Annotated in this window: 18 protein-coding genes; 15 read left to right on the top strand and 3 right to left on the bottom strand. The window is 35.2% G+C overall.

Translation table 11 applies throughout. The annotated features are described in order from the left end of the window. The first annotated feature begins 324 nt into the window (after positions 1-324). Positions 325-1,128, top strand: a complete 804-nt coding sequence (locus R2782_RS06000; RefSeq protein WP_371267171.1) for an SDR family oxidoreductase — start codon at positions 325-327, stop codon at positions 1,126-1,128. A gap of 144 nt (positions 1,129-1,272) precedes the next feature. After that, complete coding sequence (gene fsa / locus R2782_RS05995) at positions 1,273-1,929, top strand: fructose-6-phosphate aldolase (RefSeq protein ID WP_371267170.1); 657 nt, start codon at positions 1,273-1,275, stop codon at positions 1,927-1,929. Between the two features lie 64 nt (positions 1,930-1,993). Here fsa and R2782_RS05990 read toward each other — a convergent pair whose 3' ends face one another. Continuing rightward, entirely contained in the window at positions 1,994-3,400 is a 1,407-nt protein-coding gene (locus R2782_RS05990) for a TlpA family protein disulfide reductase (protein WP_371267169.1), read from the bottom strand. A gap of 153 nt (positions 3,401-3,553) precedes the next feature. Here R2782_RS05990 and R2782_RS05985 point away from each other — a divergent pair, with 153 nt between their 5' ends. From R2782_RS05985 to R2782_RS05940, 10 genes are all read left to right on the top strand, one after another. Continuing rightward, entirely contained in the window at positions 3,554-5,170 is a 1,617-nt protein-coding gene (locus R2782_RS05985; RefSeq protein WP_371267168.1) for an ABC-F family ATP-binding cassette domain-containing protein, read from the top strand. Between the two features lie 87 nt (positions 5,171-5,257). Then, complete coding sequence (gene pyrR / locus R2782_RS05980; protein WP_371267167.1) at positions 5,258-5,821, top strand: bifunctional pyr operon transcriptional regulator/uracil phosphoribosyltransferase PyrR; 564 nt, start codon at positions 5,258-5,260, stop codon at positions 5,819-5,821. Continuing rightward, positions 5,814-6,740, top strand: coding sequence for an aspartate carbamoyltransferase catalytic subunit (locus R2782_RS05975; RefSeq protein ID WP_371267166.1), 927 nt, complete (start codon positions 5,814-5,816; stop codon positions 6,738-6,740). Before pyrR ends, R2782_RS05975 begins: the two co-directional genes overlap by 8 nt. 52 nt (positions 6,741-6,792) lie before the next feature. Continuing rightward, positions 6,793-7,125, top strand: coding sequence for a ribonuclease Z (locus tag R2782_RS05970; protein ID WP_371267165.1), 333 nt, complete (start codon positions 6,793-6,795; stop codon positions 7,123-7,125). A 78-nt stretch (positions 7,126-7,203) separates the two neighbouring features. Continuing rightward, entirely contained in the window at positions 7,204-8,109 is a 906-nt protein-coding gene (locus tag R2782_RS05965) for a ribonuclease Z (protein ID WP_371267164.1), read from the top strand. 146 nt (positions 8,110-8,255) lie between these two features. Continuing rightward, on the top strand, positions 8,256-8,900 hold the full coding sequence (gene pdxH / locus R2782_RS05960) for a pyridoxamine 5'-phosphate oxidase (protein ID WP_371267163.1): 645 nt from the start codon (positions 8,256-8,258) through the stop codon (positions 8,898-8,900). 227 nt (positions 8,901-9,127) lie between these two features. Next, entirely contained in the window at positions 9,128-9,619 is a 492-nt protein-coding gene (locus tag R2782_RS05955) for a CAP domain-containing protein (RefSeq protein WP_371267162.1), read from the top strand. A gap of 127 nt (positions 9,620-9,746) precedes the next feature. Then, complete coding sequence (locus R2782_RS05950) at positions 9,747-10,628, top strand: PPK2 family polyphosphate kinase (RefSeq protein WP_371267161.1); 882 nt, start codon at positions 9,747-9,749, stop codon at positions 10,626-10,628. A 198-nt stretch (positions 10,629-10,826) separates the two neighbouring features. Next, entirely contained in the window at positions 10,827-12,203 is a 1,377-nt protein-coding gene (locus R2782_RS05945) for an MATE family efflux transporter (protein WP_371267160.1), read from the top strand. A 2-nt stretch (positions 12,204-12,205) separates the two neighbouring features. Further along, positions 12,206-12,637, top strand: a complete 432-nt coding sequence (locus R2782_RS05940) for a hypothetical protein (protein ID WP_371267159.1) — start codon at positions 12,206-12,208, stop codon at positions 12,635-12,637. 52 nt (positions 12,638-12,689) lie between these two features. On the opposite strand, the gene lpdA is transcribed toward R2782_RS05940, so the two are convergent. Continuing rightward, the gene (gene lpdA / locus R2782_RS05935; protein ID WP_371267158.1) at positions 12,690-14,093 is read right to left on the bottom strand and encodes a dihydrolipoyl dehydrogenase; all 1,404 of its coding nucleotides are present in this window, start codon (positions 14,091-14,093) and stop codon (positions 12,690-12,692) included. 268 nt (positions 14,094-14,361) lie between these two features. Here lpdA and pckA point away from each other — a divergent pair, with 268 nt between their 5' ends. The 3 genes from pckA (at position 14,362) to R2782_RS05920 (ending at position 18,422) form a co-directional block, all read left to right on the top strand. Beyond that, on the top strand, positions 14,362-15,981 hold the full coding sequence (pckA, locus tag R2782_RS05930) for a phosphoenolpyruvate carboxykinase (ATP) (protein ID WP_371267157.1): 1,620 nt from the start codon (positions 14,362-14,364) through the stop codon (positions 15,979-15,981). Between the two features lie 123 nt (positions 15,982-16,104). Further along, complete coding sequence (locus tag R2782_RS05925) at positions 16,105-17,319, top strand: RsmB/NOP family class I SAM-dependent RNA methyltransferase (RefSeq protein WP_371267156.1); 1,215 nt, start codon at positions 16,105-16,107, stop codon at positions 17,317-17,319. Between the two features lie 5 nt (positions 17,320-17,324). Then, the gene (locus R2782_RS05920; protein ID WP_371267155.1) at positions 17,325-18,422 is read left to right on the top strand and encodes an endonuclease; all 1,098 of its coding nucleotides are present in this window, start codon (positions 17,325-17,327) and stop codon (positions 18,420-18,422) included. Positions 18,423-18,519: 97 nt separating this feature from the next. On the opposite strand, the gene R2782_RS05915 is transcribed toward R2782_RS05920, so the two are convergent. Then, a complete protein-coding gene (locus R2782_RS05915) occupies positions 18,520-20,310 on the bottom strand; it encodes an acyl-CoA dehydrogenase family protein (RefSeq protein ID WP_371267154.1) in 1,791 nt (596 codons plus the stop codon). Positions 20,311-20,451 lie beyond the last annotated feature (141 nt).

The following is a 20,451-nucleotide window of genomic DNA, read 5'->3' as shown; positions in this document are numbered from 1 at the left end:
TTTCGTTCGGGATTTGTTCGGAAGAGCTTCCGTATTTGTTCGGAAAACACCCTCTTTTTCCGAACACGGTTCGAACAAAACCCGAACAAAACCCGAACAAAACTCCTGTGAAAGGCAATAAAATAGTCAAAAGGGCTCAAATCATTTCAAATCATGTCAAATGAAGTCAAATCATTCTAGTAAGACAAACACTTTATATGTTCTAAACCTTTGCTAAAGCTTTTGGTATTTTTGTTTTATTGCTATTTTGTTTGTTGAATAGAATTAAACAGCACAGTCTTCATCAACTACTTTTTCTGTATCTTTGGCATTTTAAAACCAAGCATGTCTAAAGTCGTTTTCATCACCGGCGGTTCCTCCGGAATTGGTAAATCCATTGGTGCTTTTTTGCATCAAAAAGGCTATGTTGTCTATGGAACAAGTAGAAATCCAAATCAAGTAAAAGATTCGGTTTTTCCACTATTACAATTAGATGTACGTGATGTGAACAGTATTAATAAAGCCGTTTCCGAATTAATCCAAAACGAAGGTAGGTTGGATGTAGTTATCAACAATGCCGGTGTCGGAATTACCGGTCCGCTGGAGGAAATTCCCACCCAAGAAATCAAGAATAACTTTGAAACCAATTTTTTTGGCCCCATTGAAGTAATCAAAGCTGTTTTGCCACAAATGCGAAAGCAACAATCGGGTTTAATCATCAATGTTACCTCCATTGCCGGTTACATGGGGTTGCCTTACCGTAGTGTTTATTCCGCCTCCAAAGGAGCTTTGGAACTTATTACAGAAGCCATTCGCATGGAAGTTAAACCGTTCGGTATTCAATTGACCAATGTGGCTCCTGGCGATTTTGCTACTAATATTGCCACAGGTCGTTATCATGCTCCGTTAATCGACGATTCAGCGTATAAACTTCACTACGGAAACACCCTTAAAATGATGGATGAACATGTAGATTCTGGCAGTAATCCGGATGAAATGGCGTATGCTATTCATAAAATTATTGAAACCGCTCAACCCCATGTGCATTATAAAGTAGGCAGTTTTCTTCAACGTTTTTCAATTGTTTTAAAACGCATTTTACCGGATAAGATGTATGAAAAAATGTTGATGAAGCATTACAAACTTTAAAGATTCAATGGTAATATCAAAAATCAATTTCAAAATAATGTTGTTTAGTTTTTGATTATCTATTTTCTATTGTCATTGACTTTTGATATTGTCATTGCTATTGATTTTTGTAACTTTGCATCTGAATTTAAACACAACTCACTTATGAAATTTTTTATTGACACTGCCAACCTTGAACAAATCAAAGAAGCACAAGCTTTAGGCGTTTTAGATGGCGTAACAACTAACCCGTCTTTGATGGCAAAAGAAGGCATCAGCGGAAAAAATAATGTATTGAAACATTATGTAGACATTTGTAACATTGTAGATGGTGATGTAAGTGCCGAAGTAATTGCAACCGACTACGAAGGAATGATTAAAGAAGGCGAGGAGTTGTCGGAATTACATGAACAAATTGTCGTAAAGTTACCCATGACCAAAGAAGGGGTAAAAGCGTGTAAATATTTTTCAGACAGAGGTATCAAAACCAACGTAACCTTAGTTTTCTCTGCCGGTCAAGCTCTATTGGCAGCCAAAGCAGGTGCAACTTATGTTTCTCCCTTCATTGGAAGATTAGACGATGTTTCAACTGACGGTTTAGCTTTGATAGAAGAAATCAGAGATATTTATGATAATTATGGTTATCAAACCGAAATATTGGCAGCTTCGGTTCGTCACACGATGCACATTGTCAATTGTGCAAAAATTGGTGCAGACGTAATGACCGGACCACTATCGGCCATTTTAGGTTTGCTAAAACACCCATTAACAGATATTGGATTGGCTCAATTTTTGGCTGATCATGCCAAAGCTAATCAATAGTTTTTAAAGATAAAAAATCCCGTCATTTTAAAAAAATGACGGGATTTTTATTTTGTGTTTCCTTCTATTTCAATTTAGCAGCAAATTGAACATCAAATAGGTTAACAAACCCGTTGTGAATTTTACCGTTTTCATCCAAAATGATGGTACGGTGTAATTTTGTAATCACCCACTTGTCTTTTAATTCCTCAAAATTAGCGGCTCTAAATTCATTAATAGTACCAAAACGGTAGTTTGCTAATAAGTTTTTCCACTTAGTTTGGTCTTCATCAATATTAATGGCAACAAATTGATAGTTTGGGTTATTTTGATAATAAGCCAATGCTTTTTTGTGTACAGCCAACAAATGTGATTCAGCATTTTCTGTCCAAAAGAAGATTACAGTTTTTCGATTAAATAGGGTTTGGCTATTAACCAATTTTCCATTCAAATCAACCAAAGCTACATTCGGTAACTCATTACCGGATTTCAAATTTTGAATCGATGTACCAATTTTATTGATTTCGTTTTGTTTGCTTTTATCCGTCGATAACTCATTATAACGCAATAAAAACTTTTGATTATTTACAATGTTTTGATCTTCTAATAAATAAGAAAAAGCAATATTATCTAAAATCTTATTTTTTATTTTTTCGTTTTTAAAAAGGGTATCGGCTATGTTCAATTTGTGAATGTGTTGTGCCAGGTCTTCATCTTCCACATTTACAGCATGTGTTTCACTGAATGAAACATTGCCTAAGAAATGAGTTAAATACCGCACAAAAGGAGAATAATTAACCAATAGATTGTTGTTAAAATCTACCTCTTTACGGTAAGCGTAATAATCTGCCGGCAACAGATTACTAATGTTTTCGCCGGTTCTCATTTTGTGAGCCATCGGATAAATTTCCTTTTTAGAAAAATGGTGATAGTTCAACATTGTTTTGGCAAACAAATCAAAATCATCTGTCCATTTCAATTTCTCTTTTTTAGCTTCATAAAAGGATACTTTACTTTTATAGGCCGAATCACAACTGGCAATAAATTGTTCAACCGGATAATCGAACACATCAAACATTTTGTTTTTATCGGCTTCATTTTTAAGATAAAGTTCCATTAAAAAGTTGTTTTTATCGTCTCCACGACCACAAAAAACAATAGACTCATCAAATTCTATGGGGTTAATCCGAACCATCAAGCTGTCATTTTTATCAAAGTAAACATATTGGTATTCGGGTTCGTGTTTAAACGTATAAAGACCGGGAGCAAGAGAATCGAATTTTTTAATAAACCGATTGTTTTTATCCAAAAAAAGCGTATCAACTACTTCGTCATCTTTGAGAAATAAGACGAAATTACTTTTCGGATTGATGACTTCACCACCAAAATAAGCCGTAAAATTATCACTCCCAAATTCTTTTTGACATCCGGAAAAAAATAATAATAGCGTTAAAATAGTTAAGTGAGGTATTTTTTTTGAATAGGCAATCATTTGTGGTATTAATTTATAACAAAAGTATTTTATCTTCTGTTTACATCTTGTTAACAGACAGTTAAATTAAACCTATATTTATTCTAAATAACGACGGCTTTAAATTGCTTTATTTTTGCTACTTTTGCATCGCTTTTAAAAAAATAGAAATACATGTTAACAGTTTCCAATTTATCAGTTCAATTTGGCAAGAGAATATTGTTTGATGAAGTTAATGTAACCTTCACACAGGGTAATTGCTACGGTATAATCGGAGCAAATGGTGCCGGAAAATCAACCTTTATGAAAATCATTTCCGGCGAAATGGAGCCCACTTCGGGTCGTGTTATTTTAGAACCCGGAAAAAGAATGTCGGTATTAAATCAAAATCATAACATGTTTGATGAACATACTGTTTTGGAAACCGTATTAATGGGAAACAAAGTCTTGTATGCTGTAAAAGCAGAAATGGATGCTTTGTATGCCGATTATAATGATGCTAATGCGGAGCGAATAGGTGAATTACAAGTACAATTTGAAGAAATGAACGGATGGAATGCCGATTCTGACGCCGCTTCGATGTTATCCAATTTAGGTATTCCTGCCGATTATCATTATACCTTAATGAGTGAAATGGAAGCCAAATTAAAAGTACGTGTACTTTTGGCTCAAGCTCTTTTCGGTAATCCGGATGTATTAATTATGGATGAGCCTACCAACGATTTGGATTTTGAAACCATTGGTTGGTTAGAGAATTTTTTAGCCAATTATGAAAATACTGTGTTGGTGGTTTCGCACGACCGTCACTTTTTGGATGCGGTTTGTACACATGTTTCCGATATTGATTTTGGAAAAATTACGCACTATTCAGGAAACTATACGTTTTGGTATGAAAGTAGCCAATTAGCCGCCAAACAACGTGCTCAACAAAACAAAAAAGCTGAAGAGAAAAAAGCAGAACTTGAAGAATTTATCCGTCGTTTTAGTGCCAATGTAGCGAAATCCAAACAAGCTACTTCGCGTAAAAAAATGATTGAAAAGTTAAATTTAGATGAAATAAAACCGTCTAGCAGAAGGTATCCGGCTATTATTTTTGACCAGGAACGTGAAGCCGGCGATCAAATTTTAAATGTAGTGGGTTTAAGTGCTTCACTTGAAGGTGAAACATTGTTTAAAAATTTAGATTTGAACATGGCAAAAGGCGACAAAGTAGTCGTGTTTTCAAAAGATTCACGTGCTACCACCGCATTTTACGAAATTTTAAATGGTAATTTAAAAGCCGATACGGGAACTTTTGATTGGGGAATAACAACTACCCAATCGTATTTACCGGCTGATAATCATGCCTTTTTTGAAAATGATTATACGTTAGTCGATTGGTTACGTCAGTGGGCCAAAACAGAAGAGGAACGTGATGAAGTATATGTTCGCGGATTTTTAGGAAAAATGATTTTTTCCGGAGAAGAAGCTCTTAAAACCGGACGTGTTTTATCGGGTGGAGAAAAAGTACGTTGTATGATTTCTAGGATGATGATGCTTCGTGCCAATGTGTTAATGTTGGATGAACCAACCAATCACTTGGATTTGGAATCAATTCAAGCCTTTAACAATTCTTTGAAGAACTTTAAAGGTTCGGTTTTGTTCACCACACATGACCACGAATTTGCTCAAACGGTTGCCAATCGCGTAGTTGAGATTACACCAAATGGCGTTATCGACCGATACATGACCTTTGATGAATATTTAGAGAACGATAAAATCAAAGAATTGAGAAAAAAAATGTATGCCTAATAACATAATCCCGTAACACTGTTTCGGGATTTTTTTTGAAAAATAAACCACAAAAAAGTATATCTTTACACTCCAAACACAATCTCTATGAGTCAAAAAGTATTGCTCACTTCCAAAGAAGTCAATATCATTCTCCATCGTTTGGCCTGTCAGCTGATTGAAAAACATCATGATTTTTCAAATACTGTAATTATTGGATTGCAACCTCGCGGATCATTTTTAGCAAAGCGAATCGTAAAATTATTGCAAGAAGAATACAACATTAAAGACATTCAGTTAGGACTTTTAGACATTACATTTTTCAGAGATGATTTTCGGCGTGGTGATAAACCTTTGGAAGCCAACCGTACGGAAATTGATTGCGTTGTAGAAGATAAAAAAGTGATTTTTATTGATGATGTTTTATTCACCGGAAGGAGTATCCGTTCTGCGTTAACCGCCATTCAATCCTTCGGAAGACCAAGCGAAATAGAACTTTTAGTGCTGATTGACCGCCGTTTTAGTCGTCATTTACCGATACAACCTGATTATCGCGGACGACAAGTGGATGCCATTAACAATGAAAAAGTAAAAGTCTGCTGGACTGAAAATGAAGGCGAGGATACTGTATATTTAATAACTACCAACACACAAACAACAACAAATGTCTGAATTGACTGTTAACCACTTATTAGGCATCAAATACCTTCAACCGGAAGATATTCAACTTATTTTTGAAACAGCCGATCATTTTAAAGAGGTAATCAACCGTCCGATTAAAAAAGTACCTTCTTTACGGGATATTACCATAGCTAATATTTTTTTCGAAAACAGTACACGGACAAAATTATCCTTCGAACTCGCTCAAAAAAGACTTTCTGCGGATGTGATTAGTTTTTCTGCAGCACAATCATCCGTTAAAAAAGGGGAAACGTTAATTGATACAGTCAACAATATTTTGGCGATGAAAGTCGATATGGTCGTAATGCGTCACGCCAATCCCGGTGCAGCTTATTTTCTTTCAAAAAATGTAAAAGCAAGCATCATCAATGCCGGTGATGGAGCTCATGAGCATCCTACCCAAGCGTTGTTAGACAGTTATTCCATTAGAGAAAGATTAGGAGAAGTAGGAGGGAAGAAGGTAGTGATTGTAGGCGATATTTTGCATTCCCGAGTGGCCCTTTCCAATATTTTTGCTTTGCAAATGCAAGGGGCAGAAGTGAAAGTTTGTGGCCCAAAAACATTAATTCCGAAGCATATTGAAAGTTTAGGGGTTTCGGTGGAGTCTAATTTACGAAAAGCTCTAGAATGGTGTGATGTAGCCAATATGCTTCGTGTGCAAAACGAACGAATGGATGTGAATTATTTTCCTTCCACACGCGAGTATGCTATGCAATATGGGGTAGATAAATCACTTTTGGATTCATTAAACAAAGAAATTATCATCATGCATCCTGGGCCAATTAATCGTGGAGTAGAAATTACGAGTGATGTAGCCGACTCCAAACAATCGGTTATTTTAGACCAGGTGGAAAACGGAGTAGCGATTAGAATGGCAGTTATTTACCTTTTGGCTTCAAAAATCAAATAATTTTCCATATCTTAGTAACTCAGCAACCAAGTACCTCAGTTTTTCAGAAAATATGAAAGTCGATCAGAAAGGACATACTACCATTTTAAAAAATACGCAAGGTGATTGTTTAGCTTTTTTAGAAAAAGTAACTACGCAACACAACGGTTTTAAAAATCAAAATTTGATTTTGGACATGTCGATGGATAAATCGGTTGACTTAAAACAAATTAAGCTGTTTGGCGATTTATCAAAAATTCATAAAAAAGGAAAAAAATCCTTTGTTATTGTGGCTGATGGCATTGATTTTAATGCCATTCCAACCAAATTAACTGTTGTCCCAACACTTTTAGAAGCCCACGATATCATTGAGATGGAAGAAATTGAACGCGATTTAGGATTTTAATTGGAGTTGGGAGTAATTAGTTTGGAGTTGGAATTATTTAACAAAGTTTTTCAACCTGAAACCTGAAACAAAAAAACATTGAAACTAACCATCCTCGGCTGTTACGCCGCCACACCACGTACCATTACTAATCCCACTTCACAAGTGTTAGAAATTAAAAACCGTATGTTTTTGATTGATTGTGGTGAAGGAACACAAGTGCAATTGCGGAAAAACAAAATTAAATTCTCTAAAATTAATCACATTTTTATTTCGCATTTGCATGGCGATCATTTTTTTGGTTTGGTCGGATTGATTTCTACGTTTATGTTACTTAATCGGGAAAGTGATTTGCATGTTTATGGACCGAAAGGGATTAAAGAATTAATTTTATTACAACTAAGAGCAGGAAATTCCTACACCGGTTACAACCTTTATTTTCATGAGTTAGAGTCGAAAGAAAGTGAAGTGCTTTTTGAAGATGAAAAAGTGATTGTAAGAACCATCCCGCTTAAGCACCGTATTTACACGAACGGATTTTTATTCCAAGAAAAAAATAAAGAGCGAAAACTCAATATTGATAAAATTCAAAGCCTAGGAATTGATGTTGTTTATTACCAAAAAATCAAATACGGAGGCGATATAACCTTAGATGATGGTACAATTATTCCTAATCAAGAAATTACATTTGATCCTGAACACGAAAAAAGTTATGCATTTTGTTCGGATACGGTTTATGATGAAAATTTAATTCCGCTAATAGAAAAGGTAGATGTTTTGTATCATGAAGCAACCTTTTTAGAAAAAGAAGCCCACCTTGCGGAGAAAACTATGCATTCTACGGCTAAACAAGCCGCAGAAATTGCCAAACAGGCAAAAGTAAAAAACCTTGTTTTAGGGCATTATTCTACTCGCTACAATTCTATTGAATTATTTAAAACCGAGGCTGAAACTATTTTCCCAACTATCCTTTTGGCGGATGATGGGAAGGAGTTTGAGTTTTAATCGGTTATCTGTTGTCTGTTGTCTGTTGCCGACTGACTGAGACTGTAAACTGCGGCTGTTCACTGAAAACTATCCACCATTTTTTGTACCTTAGCCACTCAGTACCTGAGAACCTTAGTACTTCAAAATCCTAGCACCTCTAAAAAATGAAAGATCTTAGCAATTACAGAAAATCGTACGAAAAAAGTGAACTCATTGAAAAAAACATTCCGGAAGATCCAATCAATTTATTCCATCGTTGGTTTTATGAAACGGAGGAACAAAGTGATATAGAAGAAGTCAATGCCATGACCGTTTCAACCATTGGTTTAGATGGATTTCCAAAAGCACGTGTGGTTTTATTAAAAAAGTTCAACGAAGAGGGATTCATTTTCTATACCAATTACGAATCAGAAAAAGGAAAAGCTATTGAAACCAACCCGAATGTTTGTTTGTCCTTTTTTTGGCATTCGATGGAAAGACAAGTCATTATTAAAGGAATTGCCGAGAAAACTTCTGCTCAGGTTTCTGATAATTATTTTGATTCGCGTCCCGATGGAAGTAAATTAGGAGCAATTGTTTCCAATCAAAGTAGGGTAATCGCTTCCAGAACTGTTTTAGAAGAGAAGTTGAAAGTTTTGGAATCTGAATTTGAAGGAAAAGAAATTCCACGACCGGCTTTTTGGGGCGGATTTTTAGTAAGACCACAGGAGGTAGAGTTTTGGCAAGGTCGTCCAAACCGATTGCATGACAGAATTCGTTACCAATTACAAAAAGACTATTCTTGGAAAATAGAACGATTATCACCATAAATTGTAAGAAAAAAGAAATTTAATTTTAAAAAAAGTGCATTTCATCGATTTTATTTTGCACTTTAACGACATAGTAGTAATATTGACACATCAAATCAAACGAAACGTTCTTATTAATAGCATAAAGATATTTGCCCCACATCTATTTTAACGCTTTAATTAAAAATAATTAAAACAACATAAAAGTATTTGCCCCACATCTACTTTTAAAAACTTAACCTACTACTATGAAAGCAAAAATGTTCAGAGCATTGTTGCCGATTGCAATTATGTTCACTTTAGTTTCTTGTTCTTCTGATTCTGCAGAAGATACTACAGCACCTATCGTTGAAAATTTTTCATACAATGAAACTGAGCTGGATTTGATGAATAAAATCAATGAGCACAGAATTAGCGTAGGTCTAAATCCATTAGAACAAATCAATCACATTTCTTTTAAATCATCAGAGCACAACGACTACATGATTGAAAATGATGTTGTAGGTCACCAATATTTTGACCAAAGAGCATCTAATATCAAACAAGTTTTAGGAGCTGTTCAAGTAAGTGAAAATGTGGCATATAATTATCAATCAAACGAGGGTGTTTTACATGCTTGGTTGATGAGTGATGGGCACAAAGATAATATAGAAGGTGATTTTACACACTTTGGAATTTCAGTAAAAACTAATCCTACAACCGGAAAAAAATACTACACCAACATTTTTATGAAAAGGTAATTTTGCCCCAATTTTACCTTAACCTAAGAAGAACCATTCGTTATCGGATGGTTTTTTTTATGTATAATAGAATATTATTGTGTTCATTTATTTTTTGTAATTTGCTGAAATATTAATTCCATACGCAATGAAAAATATACAACCTGAACATTTTAAAGTAGATTCAGAGATAAGTTTAGCTAAAACCCCCACTTTTTTAGATATTGAAATATCTGAAAAAAAGAAGGAAAAACTGCTTCAAAAAACAAGGGAAAAGTTAAGTAAATTACAAGATACCTTGTATGCACATAACCGCTATGGTGTTTTAATTTGTCTACAAGGAATGGATACTGCAGGTAAAGACAGTTTAGTTAGAGAAGTTTTTAAAGAGTTCAATGCACGAGGTGTGGTTGTACACAGCTTTAAAACACCTAATTCAACTGAGTTGGAACACGACTATTTGTGGCGACATTATATTGCCTTACCGGAAAAAGGAAAATTTGCTGTTTTCAATCGAACACATTATGAAAATGTGCTGGTGACACGAGTACATCCGGAATATATATTGAATGAAAATATCCCCGGAATTGAAACCGTGGATGATATTACACCTGAATTCTGGGAAAACCGTTTTGAAAGTATTAATGCTTTTGAAAAACATATTGCTTCAAACGGAATAATTGTTCTTAAATTTTACTTGCATCTCAGTAAAGAAGAACAACGACACCGCTTGCTTCGTCGCCTTGAAACTGAGAAACACAATTGGAAATTTTCTCCCGGTGATTTGAAAGAAAGAGCACTTTGGGATGATTACCAAAACTGTTATGAAGAAGCAATTAATCGCACTTCAAAACCACATGCTCCTTGGTATATTGTACCGGCAGACAACAAGGAAACCGCTCGCTATATTGTTGCAAAAACCATTCTCGAAGAATTACAAAAGTATACCGACATCAAAGAACCTGAATTAGAAGATAAAGTCAAGGAAAACATTAAGATGTATCATGATTTGTTAAAAGCTGAGCGGTAAGCATTGCTGTTGTAACACAATTAGTTTTTATTGGCAAATTAATAATTAAAAGAACAGCTATTGCGATGCCTTTTTTTTTGATTAAAGGTTGTAAATTTTTGTTTGTCTCAACTTTGCCAATGAGATTGTTAATTTCATTTTTTTTCACTCTTAATTATCACATTAAAAGTTCTAATTTTGTCTGCCGAAAAAAGAGCTATGAAATTCCAACAATACATTCAAGAATTTAACTACAATTTACGCCTTGCCTATCCCATCATCATTGGTATGTTAGGTCATACCGTTGTGGGTATAGTAGATAATGCGATGGTAGGACAACTCGGCCCAAAAGAATTGGCTGCTGTTTCACTTGGGAATAGTTTTATTTTTATTGCAATGTCGTTAGGAATCGGTTTTTCTACAGCCATCACACCAATTGTAGCTGAAGCTGATGGAGAAAATTCGATTGAAAAGGGGAGAAGTGCATTTCACAACGGATTGTTTTTATGTACTTTATTAGGTGTACTTTTATTTCTACTTATCTTTTTTGCGAAACCCATTATTCAATTCATGGGGCAACCCGAAGAGGTGGTTACTTTAGCAAAACCGTATTTAGATATTGTTGCCTTTTCCTTAATTCCATTGATTATGTTTCAGGCATATAAGCAATTTGCCGATGGAAAAAGTGAAACAAAATATTCTATGTGGGCTACCGTTGTGGCAAATATCGTTAATGTGGTAATCAATTATTTGTTGATTTTTGGAATATGGATTTTTCCACAATTGGGTATCTTGGGAGCAGCCATAGGTACCATTACTTCCCGAATTGTAATGTTGGTTTTTATGCATTATGTAATGGTGAAGAAACCAAAATTTCATCCGTATTTTCAAAAATTCAGTTGGGATGAAATTTCAAAACAAACGATTAAAAAGATTGTCAATTTAGGAACGCCTTCTGCCATGCAAATGTTTTTTGAGGTTGCATTATTTACAGGAGCCATTTGGCTTTGCGGAATGATTGGTACAACCAGCCAAGCGGCAAATCAAATTGCATTGAGTTTAGCTTCGTTAACCTTTATGTTTGCGATGGGATTGAGCGTAACGGCAATGATTCGGGTGGGTAATCAAAAAGGATTACAAGATTATACAAAGCTGCGAGTAGTGGCCATTTCTATTTTTTTATTGGCTACAATTTTAGAAATTTTCTTTGCCTTGATTTTCGTTGTCTTTCATAAAGTCCTACCGTTACCATTTTTAGATATTGAACAGGTCGTTTATTTAAAAGATAATTTAGAAGTTGTGGCAATTGCATCCAATTTATTATTGGTAGCTGCTTTGTTTCAAATTTCAGATGGATTACAAGTAGTAGTTTTAGGAGCTTTACGCGGTTTGCAAGACGTGAAAATTCCAATGTATATTACTTTTGTAGCGTATTGGATAGTAGGTTTTCCGATTTCAATTTATTTAGGATTATATACCGATTTAAAAGCCATTGGCGTTTGGATTGGTTTGTTGGCCGGACTAACCGTAGCGGCATTGTTCTTGTTTTATCGTTTTAACTTATTAACCAAAAAATTGATCATTCAAAATACATAACAATGGAAATTAAACCAAAATTTGGCTATGACCAACTTCTTTTTGGCATGAAACAAAATGATGTAGAAGCTATTTACGGTAAACCCAATCATTCATTTATCGATGATGAGGATAATGTTATTATGCTTTACAATCTATTAAAAGCTCGCTTAACATTTTATGCAGAAGAAGATTTTAAGTTAGGCTACATTATCATTTCCAATCCAAATGCGGTTTTATTTGGTGAAAAAATCATCAGTAAAAACGCCAATGAATCCAAAGCATTTTTATCTAAAAAAGGATTAAAATCATTTGAATCAGAATCGTTTGATACAGTCACAAATTTATTCAATGAAGATTTTTGGACGATTTTGCAAACTGAATTTGATGAAGTGATCAAAGTAGAAATTGGAGCAATCATCAAAAATCAAGATGAATTTGATTGGAAGTTTTAAGCATAAAAAAAACCAACTTTTTCGAGTTGGTTTTTTTATATAACATTTTGGATTACATATGCAACGCCCGATTATCGGTAGCAGCCAAAGCTGCTTCTTTAATGGCTTCTGCAAACGTTGGATGAGCATGACTCATTCTCGAAATATCTTCGGCACTGGCTCTAAATTCCATTGCAGTAACTGCTTCGGCAATTAAATCGGCACAACGTGGACCAATCATGTGAACACCCAACACTTCATCGGTTTTAGCATCAGCTAAGATTTTTACAAATCCGTCCGTGTCGCCACCCGCTCTTGCTCTTCCTAATGCTTTGAATGGGAAACTTCCTGATTTAAAGGCTACACCTTCTTCTTTTAATTGTTCTTCTGTTTTACCAACAGCGGCCACTTCCGGCCAAGTATAAACCACACCCGGAATCAAATTATAATCGATATGTGGTTTTTGTCCGGCTAAAATTTCGGCAACCATTACACCTTCTTCTTCTGCTTTATGAGCTAACATCGCTCCTCGAACCACATCGCCAATAGCATAAATATTTGAAGCGGATGTTTGCAAATGATCGTTTACTTCAATCTGACCTCTATCAGTTACTTTTACACCTGCTTTTTCAGCATTTAAACCTTCTGTATAAGGTCTTCTTCCCACAGAAACTAAACAATAATCGCCTTCCAAAGATAAAATTTCTCCTTTTGGGGTTTCCGCTTCCACAGTAATGGTTTTTCCTTTTTTGTTCACCGATTTTACTTTGTGTGAAGTATAGAATTTCATTCCTTGTTTTTTCAACACTTTGGTCAATTCTTTCGATAACGAAGCATCCATTCCCGGAATAATTCTATCCATAAATTCCACCACCGAAACTTGTGCTCCTAAACGAAGGTAAACTTGCCCTAGTTCAATTCCGATTACTCCACCACCAATGATGACTAAATGTTTTGGAACTTCTTTTAATTTTAAGGCTTCGGTAGAAGTAATGACACGTTCTTTATCTAAGGTAATAAAGGGTAAATTTGACGGTTTAGAACCCGTTGCAATAATTGAATATTTCGCTTCAATCGTCTCAGATGAACCATCGTTTTTGGATATTTTCACGTGGGTAGCATCTTCAAAGGAACCAACTCCTTCAAAAACGGTAATTTTATTTTTATCCATCAAAAATTTGATTCCCCCGGTAGTTTGATCCACCACTGCTTGTTTGCGGGCAATCATTTTTTCAAGATTCACTTTTACTTTACCTACTTCAATACCGTGCTCTTCAAAATGAGCCACTGCATCGTGACAATGATGAGAAGAAGATAGTAACGCTTTCGAGGGAATACAGCCTACATTAAGACAGGTTCCGCCTAAAACCGAATATTTTTCAATAATAGCCGTTTTAAATCCTAGTTGTGCACAACGGATGGCAGCAACATATCCGCCTGGTCCTGAACCGATAATGGCCACATCAAATTGACTCATATAGTTTTATTTAGTAGTTGAAAATCAGTTAAACGATTGCAAATTTACGAAAGTTTCAAAGGACTTTAATGCATTAACTTATTAAACTTTAGCTAAATTAATATAGATGACCTAAAGATTTATTAACCTATTGAAAATCAATAATTAATAATGAAAACGTTTTCGTAGATTTCTTTGAAACGTGATATTTATCAGGTTTATTTCCTAAGATAAATCGGAAATTTGATACATAGATAAATGAAATTACAATCTTTAAATATCCATTATTATGAAAAACATTAAAGTCATTCGAGAATTACATGATTTAGGCATCACGGGCTATCATGAAGTGGTTTATAATCCTTCTTACGAAGAATTGTTTCAAGCGGAAACTTCCCACATGCGAAAAGGATTTGAAAAAGGAGCTTTAACCGATACGGGAGCAGTGGCTGTGAAAACAGGAGTATTTACCGGACGTTCTCCTAAAGATAGATATATCGTTAAAGATGAAGTTACAAAAGATACCATTTATTGGGATGACAAGGTGAATTTTCCAACTACTAAAGAAATTTACAGCGAATTAAAATCATTGGTTTTACGACAACTTTCTACTTCCAAAAAAATATATGTAGTGGATGCATTTTGTGGAACCAATCCGGATACCCGCCTTAAAGTTCGTTTTGTAATGGAAGTGGCTTGGCAGGCACATTTTGTAACCAATATGTTTATACGTCCCTCTATTTATGAATTGGAAAATTTTGGAGAACCTGATTTTATTGTCATGAATGGTTCTAAAACGACCAATCCGAATTGGAAGGAACATGGATTAAATTCTGAAAACTTTATCGTTTTCAACTTAACTGAAAGAATCCAAATTATTGGCGGAACTTGGTACGGTGGAGAGATGAAAAAAGGAATGTTTGCCATGATGAACTATTATCTACCTTTAAAAGGAATGGCTTCTATGCACTGTTCAGCAAATGTAGGTGAAAAAGGAGATGTTGCTCTATTCTTTGGATTATCAGGAACCGGAAAAACGACACTATCTGCGGACCCAAAACGGTATTTAATTGGAGACGATGAACACGGATGGGATGATAATGGTGTGTTTAATTATGAAGGAGGATGTTACGCAAAAGTCATTGATTTATCGGAAGAGAATGAACCCGATATCTGGAGAGCTATAAAACGGGATGCTTTGTTAGAAAATGTAGTCGTGAATGAATATGGTGAAGTAGATTATTATGATCATTCCATCACCGAAAACTCTAGAGTTTCATATCCAATTTATCATATCAATAAAATAGTTCTGCCTTCCAAAGCCGGTCATGCTAAGAAAATTATATATCTATCTGCTGATGCTTTTGGTGTGTTGCCTCCGGTTTCTATCTTAGACGATGACCAAGCACAATACCATTTCTTATGTGGCTATACTTCAAAATTAGCTGGGACTGAAAGAGGTATTACGGAACCGCAACCTTCATTTTCTCCCGCATTTGGAGAGGCATTCTTAACCCTTCATCCAACCATGTATTCTAAAACATTGATTGGAAAAATGAAAGCTCATGGAGCCAAAGCTTATTTAGTCAATACGGGTTGGAACGGAACCGGAAAAAGAATTTCGTTAAAAAATACTCGTGCGATAATCGATGCTATCATTAGCGGTAAAATAGATGAAATGCAAACCAAACACATTCCGTTTTTGAATTTGACTATTCCAACAGAATTACCAAATGTGGACAATGGAATTTTAGATCCACGTGACACCTACAAAACAGAAGAAGAGTGGGAAATAAAAGCAAAAGATTTGGCAGCTCGGTACATTAAAAATTTTGAACAATATACTAATACGGAAGAAGGCAAACAGTTAGTGTATGCCGGACCAACCTTAGAGAATGTTTTGGTCTAACTACTTAGTATCATAAATTTAGTTTACCAAACCCGATGGAGTTTTCTATCGGGTTTGGATTTTTTAATGATTAATTTTATCGAACTGATAATAAATACTACCTTTGCTCGCTATTTTAAAGAAATGAGATTACACAGAAATTTAGTTTATACTACCATTGATTCGTTAAATGCTATTTTTAACGAAGGCGAATATGCTGATAAAGTGGTGGCCAGAGCTTTAAAAAAAGACAAACGTTGGGGAAGCTCCGACAGAAAGTTTGTGGCAGAAACCATCTACGAAATTGTGAGATGGAAGCGTTTATACGCCGAAATAGCCGAAGTGAAAGAACCCTACAATCGTGATGATTTATGGAGAATGTTTGCTGTTTGGGCAGTTTTAAGAGGTTATCCAATTCCGGATTGGCGACAATTGGAAGGAACACCTCAACGTAAAATCAAAGGACGTTTTGACGAATTATCAAAAATTAGAAAATACCGTGAGTCTATTCCGGATTGGATGGATGAATTAGGGGTGAAAGAATTAGGTGAAGATCTTTGGACAAAAGAAATTGCCGCTCAAAACCAACAAGCTCAAGTAATTTTACGCGTAAATACTTTAAAAACCACTAAAGAAAAATTACGTACCATTTTAATGGATTTAGACATTGCATCGGAATTTTTAAAAGATCAACCCGATGCTTTAGTATTGAAAGAAAGAGCCAATGTTTTCTTAACCGATGCATTTAAAGAAGGTTTGTTCGAAGTACAAGACGCCAGTTCGCAATTGGTAGCTCCTTTTCTGGATGTACAACCCGGAATGCGTGTAGTAGATACTTGTGCCGGTGCAGGAGGGAAAACTTTGCACATGGCTTCTTTAATGCAAAACAAAGGTCAGCTTATTGCGATGGATTTATACGAAAGTAAATTAAAGCAATTGAAACTTCGTGCTAAACGAAATGGAGCCTTTAATATTGAATACCGAATTATTGATTCCACGAAAGTGATCAAAAAATTATATGAAAAGGCAGATAGAGTGCTTATTGATGCACCTTGTAGTGGATTGGGTGTAATGAAACGTAATCCGGATAGTAAGTGGAAATTACAACCTGAATTTATTGATAATATACGCAAAGTACAAGCTGAGGTTTTAGAAAGTTACTCTCGTATTGTTAAACCCGGCGGAAAATTAGTTTACGCAACTTGTTCAGTTTTACCTTCTGAAAATCAACAACAAGTTAAGCATTTCTTAACTACAGAAAATGGAAAAAACTTTACCTTTGTAAAAGAAAAAAAAATTGTAGCCTCTGAATCAGGTTTTGATGGGTTTTATATGGCCTTGTTAGAACGAAAATTATAATTACTATGAAATTTAAAATTACTCTTTTATTTGTTTTCTTTATTTTAATTGCTTTTGCGCAACCTCCTGCCGGTTACTATAACTCTGCAACAGGAACGGGTTTTACCTTAAAAACGCAATTATACAATATTATCAAAGACCATAATGATCAGGGTTATAATGCGATTGATAATTTTTTCCCGATTGCCGACATTGATCATTACTATGAAAATGATAATACGATTTTAGATATTTATTCTGAAAACCCCAATGGCAATGATCCGTATAATTTTGATGTTCAAGATGAATGTGGAAATTATAGTGGTGAAGGAGATTGCTACAATAAGGAACATGTTATTCCTCAGTCTGTATTTAGTTCAAATTCACCTATGCGGGGTGATGCTCATCATTTACTGCCAACCGATGGTCGTGTAAATGGATTTAGAGGGAATTATCCGTATGGTATTGTGGGGTCTAATTTAATTTCACAATCCGGGATTTCAAATCCAACTCAAAATGGTTCTAAAGCAGGAAATAACATCAATTCAGGTTTAGCCGCTGGTTATTCTGGAGTAGTTTTTGAACCAATTAATGAATTCAAAGGCGATATTGCCAGAATTCACTTTTATTTTGTAACACGATATCAAAATTTAGTTTCTAATTGGTCATCCTATGCCATGTTTGATGGAAGTTCAAACAAGGCGATTGCCGATCCATTTTTAGATATTCTTTATGCTTGGCACATTAATGATCCTGTTTCTCAAAAAGAAATTGATAGAAATAATGATGTTTATCAGCACCAAGGGAATAGAAATCCTTTTATTGATAATCCGCAGTGGGTGCAGGCTATTTGGGGAAATTCACTTTCTGTACCGATAACAGAAACCAACTTTAATTTTGCTGTATTCCCAAATCCTTCGAATGGTAATCGAATTCACATTAAATCGGAAGTAATTTTAGATGAAATTCAGTTAATTTCAATCAACGGTCAAATAGTTCAACAAATTCATCATCCGGTTCAACAACATAATACATACACTATTGACAATTTATCGTCAGGATTTTATTTTTTAAAAATCACTTCGGCGAGTAAGTCGGTTACAAAAAAAGTCATTGTTAATTAGTATAAAGAAAAACTCCAAAGTAATTTGGAGTTTTTTTATAAAAAAAACCACGCTTTTTCAAACGTGGCTCTTTCATCAACAACTAAACTAAAATTGATTAAAAACAGTAACTGTTTTCAGCTACTAATTTTGCCGTTATGGTTTCTCTTAAACCTACAATATTTGGCATATTGGTATATTTGGTGAATCTTCGTAAGCCCATCAACATCATGCGTTGTTCGTCGCCTTCGGCAAAAGAAATGATACTTTCTTTACCTTTTTGGGATACCACATCAACCGCTTTGTATAAGTACAATTTAGCCATCGCAATTTGTTCTTTGGCTTTGTCTTCACCCACTTTTTTAGCTAATTTTTCGGTACGTAAAACGGTACTTTCTGCCATGTAAATCTCAATCAACATATCGGCAGCCGCCATTAATAATTGTTGGTGAGCATCCAAATCCATTCCGTATTTTTGAACAGCAGCACCTGCAACCATTAAGAAAGCTTTTTTCAATTTGGCTACCATTTCTTTTTCTTCCGAAAATAATTCGGAATAGTCCGGTGTATCAAACGATGGAATACCCATCAATTCTTCTTGCACTTTCATGGCCGGACCTAATAAATCCACATGACCTTTCATGGCTTTTTTGATCAACATACCTACCGAAAGCATACGGTTAATTTCGTTTGTACCTTCATAAATTCTTGCAATTCGGGCGTCTCTCCACGCACTTTCCATCGGAGTATCTTCAGAAAATCCCATTCCACCATAAATTTGGATACCTTCGTCGGCACAGTTTTGCACATCTTCAGAAACAGCAACTTTAAGAATTGAACATTCGATAGCAAATTCTTCAACTCCTTTTAATTCAGCTTCTTGGTGCGTTGCACCTTCTGCTTCACGAATTTTAATTCGGTTTTCAATGTCTTTTGCGGCACGATAGGTAGCACTTTCTCCCGCATAAGCCGAAGTGGACATTTCCGCTAATTTATAGCGAATGGCTCCAAATTGAGAAATTGGCGTGTTGAATTGAATTCTTTCATTAGCATAATTGATTGCATTAGAAGTCACTCTTCGTTGTGCATCCAAACAAGCAGCTGCCAATTTAATTCGACCAACATTTAACGCATTCATGGCAATTTTAAAACCTTCGCCACGACCGGCCAACATATTTTCAACCGGAACTTTTGTATCTGAAAAGAAAACCTGACGCGTAGAAGAAGCACGAATTCCTAACTTGTGTTCTTCCTCATTCATCGTGATACCGTTAGAAGGATCATTTTCTACAATAAATCCGGTGATGTTTTTATCATCTTCAATGCGAGCAAAAACAATGAATAACGAACAAAATCCGGCATTAGAAATCCACATTTTTTGTCCTGTGATTTTGTAATGTGTTCCGTCTTCTGATAAAACGGCTTTTGTTTTTCCGGAATTTGCATCAGAACCCGCTCCGGGTTCAGTTAAACAATACGCACCAAACCATTCGCCAGAGGCTAATTTGGGAACGTATTTTTTCTTTTGCTCTTCGGTTCCATAAAGAGTTATCGGCATCGTACCAATTCCGGTGTGAGCACCAAAAGCAGTGGAAAATGAACCGGTTGCACCCGAAATATAATCACATACTAAACAGGTATCCACAAATCCCATTCCCATTCCGCCATACGCTTCCGGAACAGCAACGCTTAAAAAGCCCATTTCTCCTGCTTTACGCATCATTTCCTCTGTAAATGTATAATCTTTCTTTTCAAATCGGTCTTTGTTTGGCCAAATTTCTTTATCCACAAATTCTTTTACCGAATCACGCATCATGATTTGCTCTTCTGAGAAATCTTCGGGTGTGAATACATTTTCACATTTGGTTTCTTTTACTAGGAATTGTCCTCCTCTTGTTATATCTTCCATTATTCTTTATTATTTTTTGATAGTTATTTTATCAATTAGTTATGTTTCTTCATTTCGACGAAGGAGATATCTTATCACGTTATTCCTCAATCATTATGGGATTCCTCCTTCGTCGGAATGACAAAAAGCGGAATCTATCTT

Origin of the sequence: Flavobacterium sp. (genome assembly GCF_041392085.1) — a bacterium.
Classification (GTDB): domain Bacteria; phylum Bacteroidota; class Bacteroidia; order Flavobacteriales; family Flavobacteriaceae; genus Flavobacterium.
Note: the sequence above shows the minus strand (reverse complement) of the source record. Positions and strands in the feature narration are given on the sequence as shown.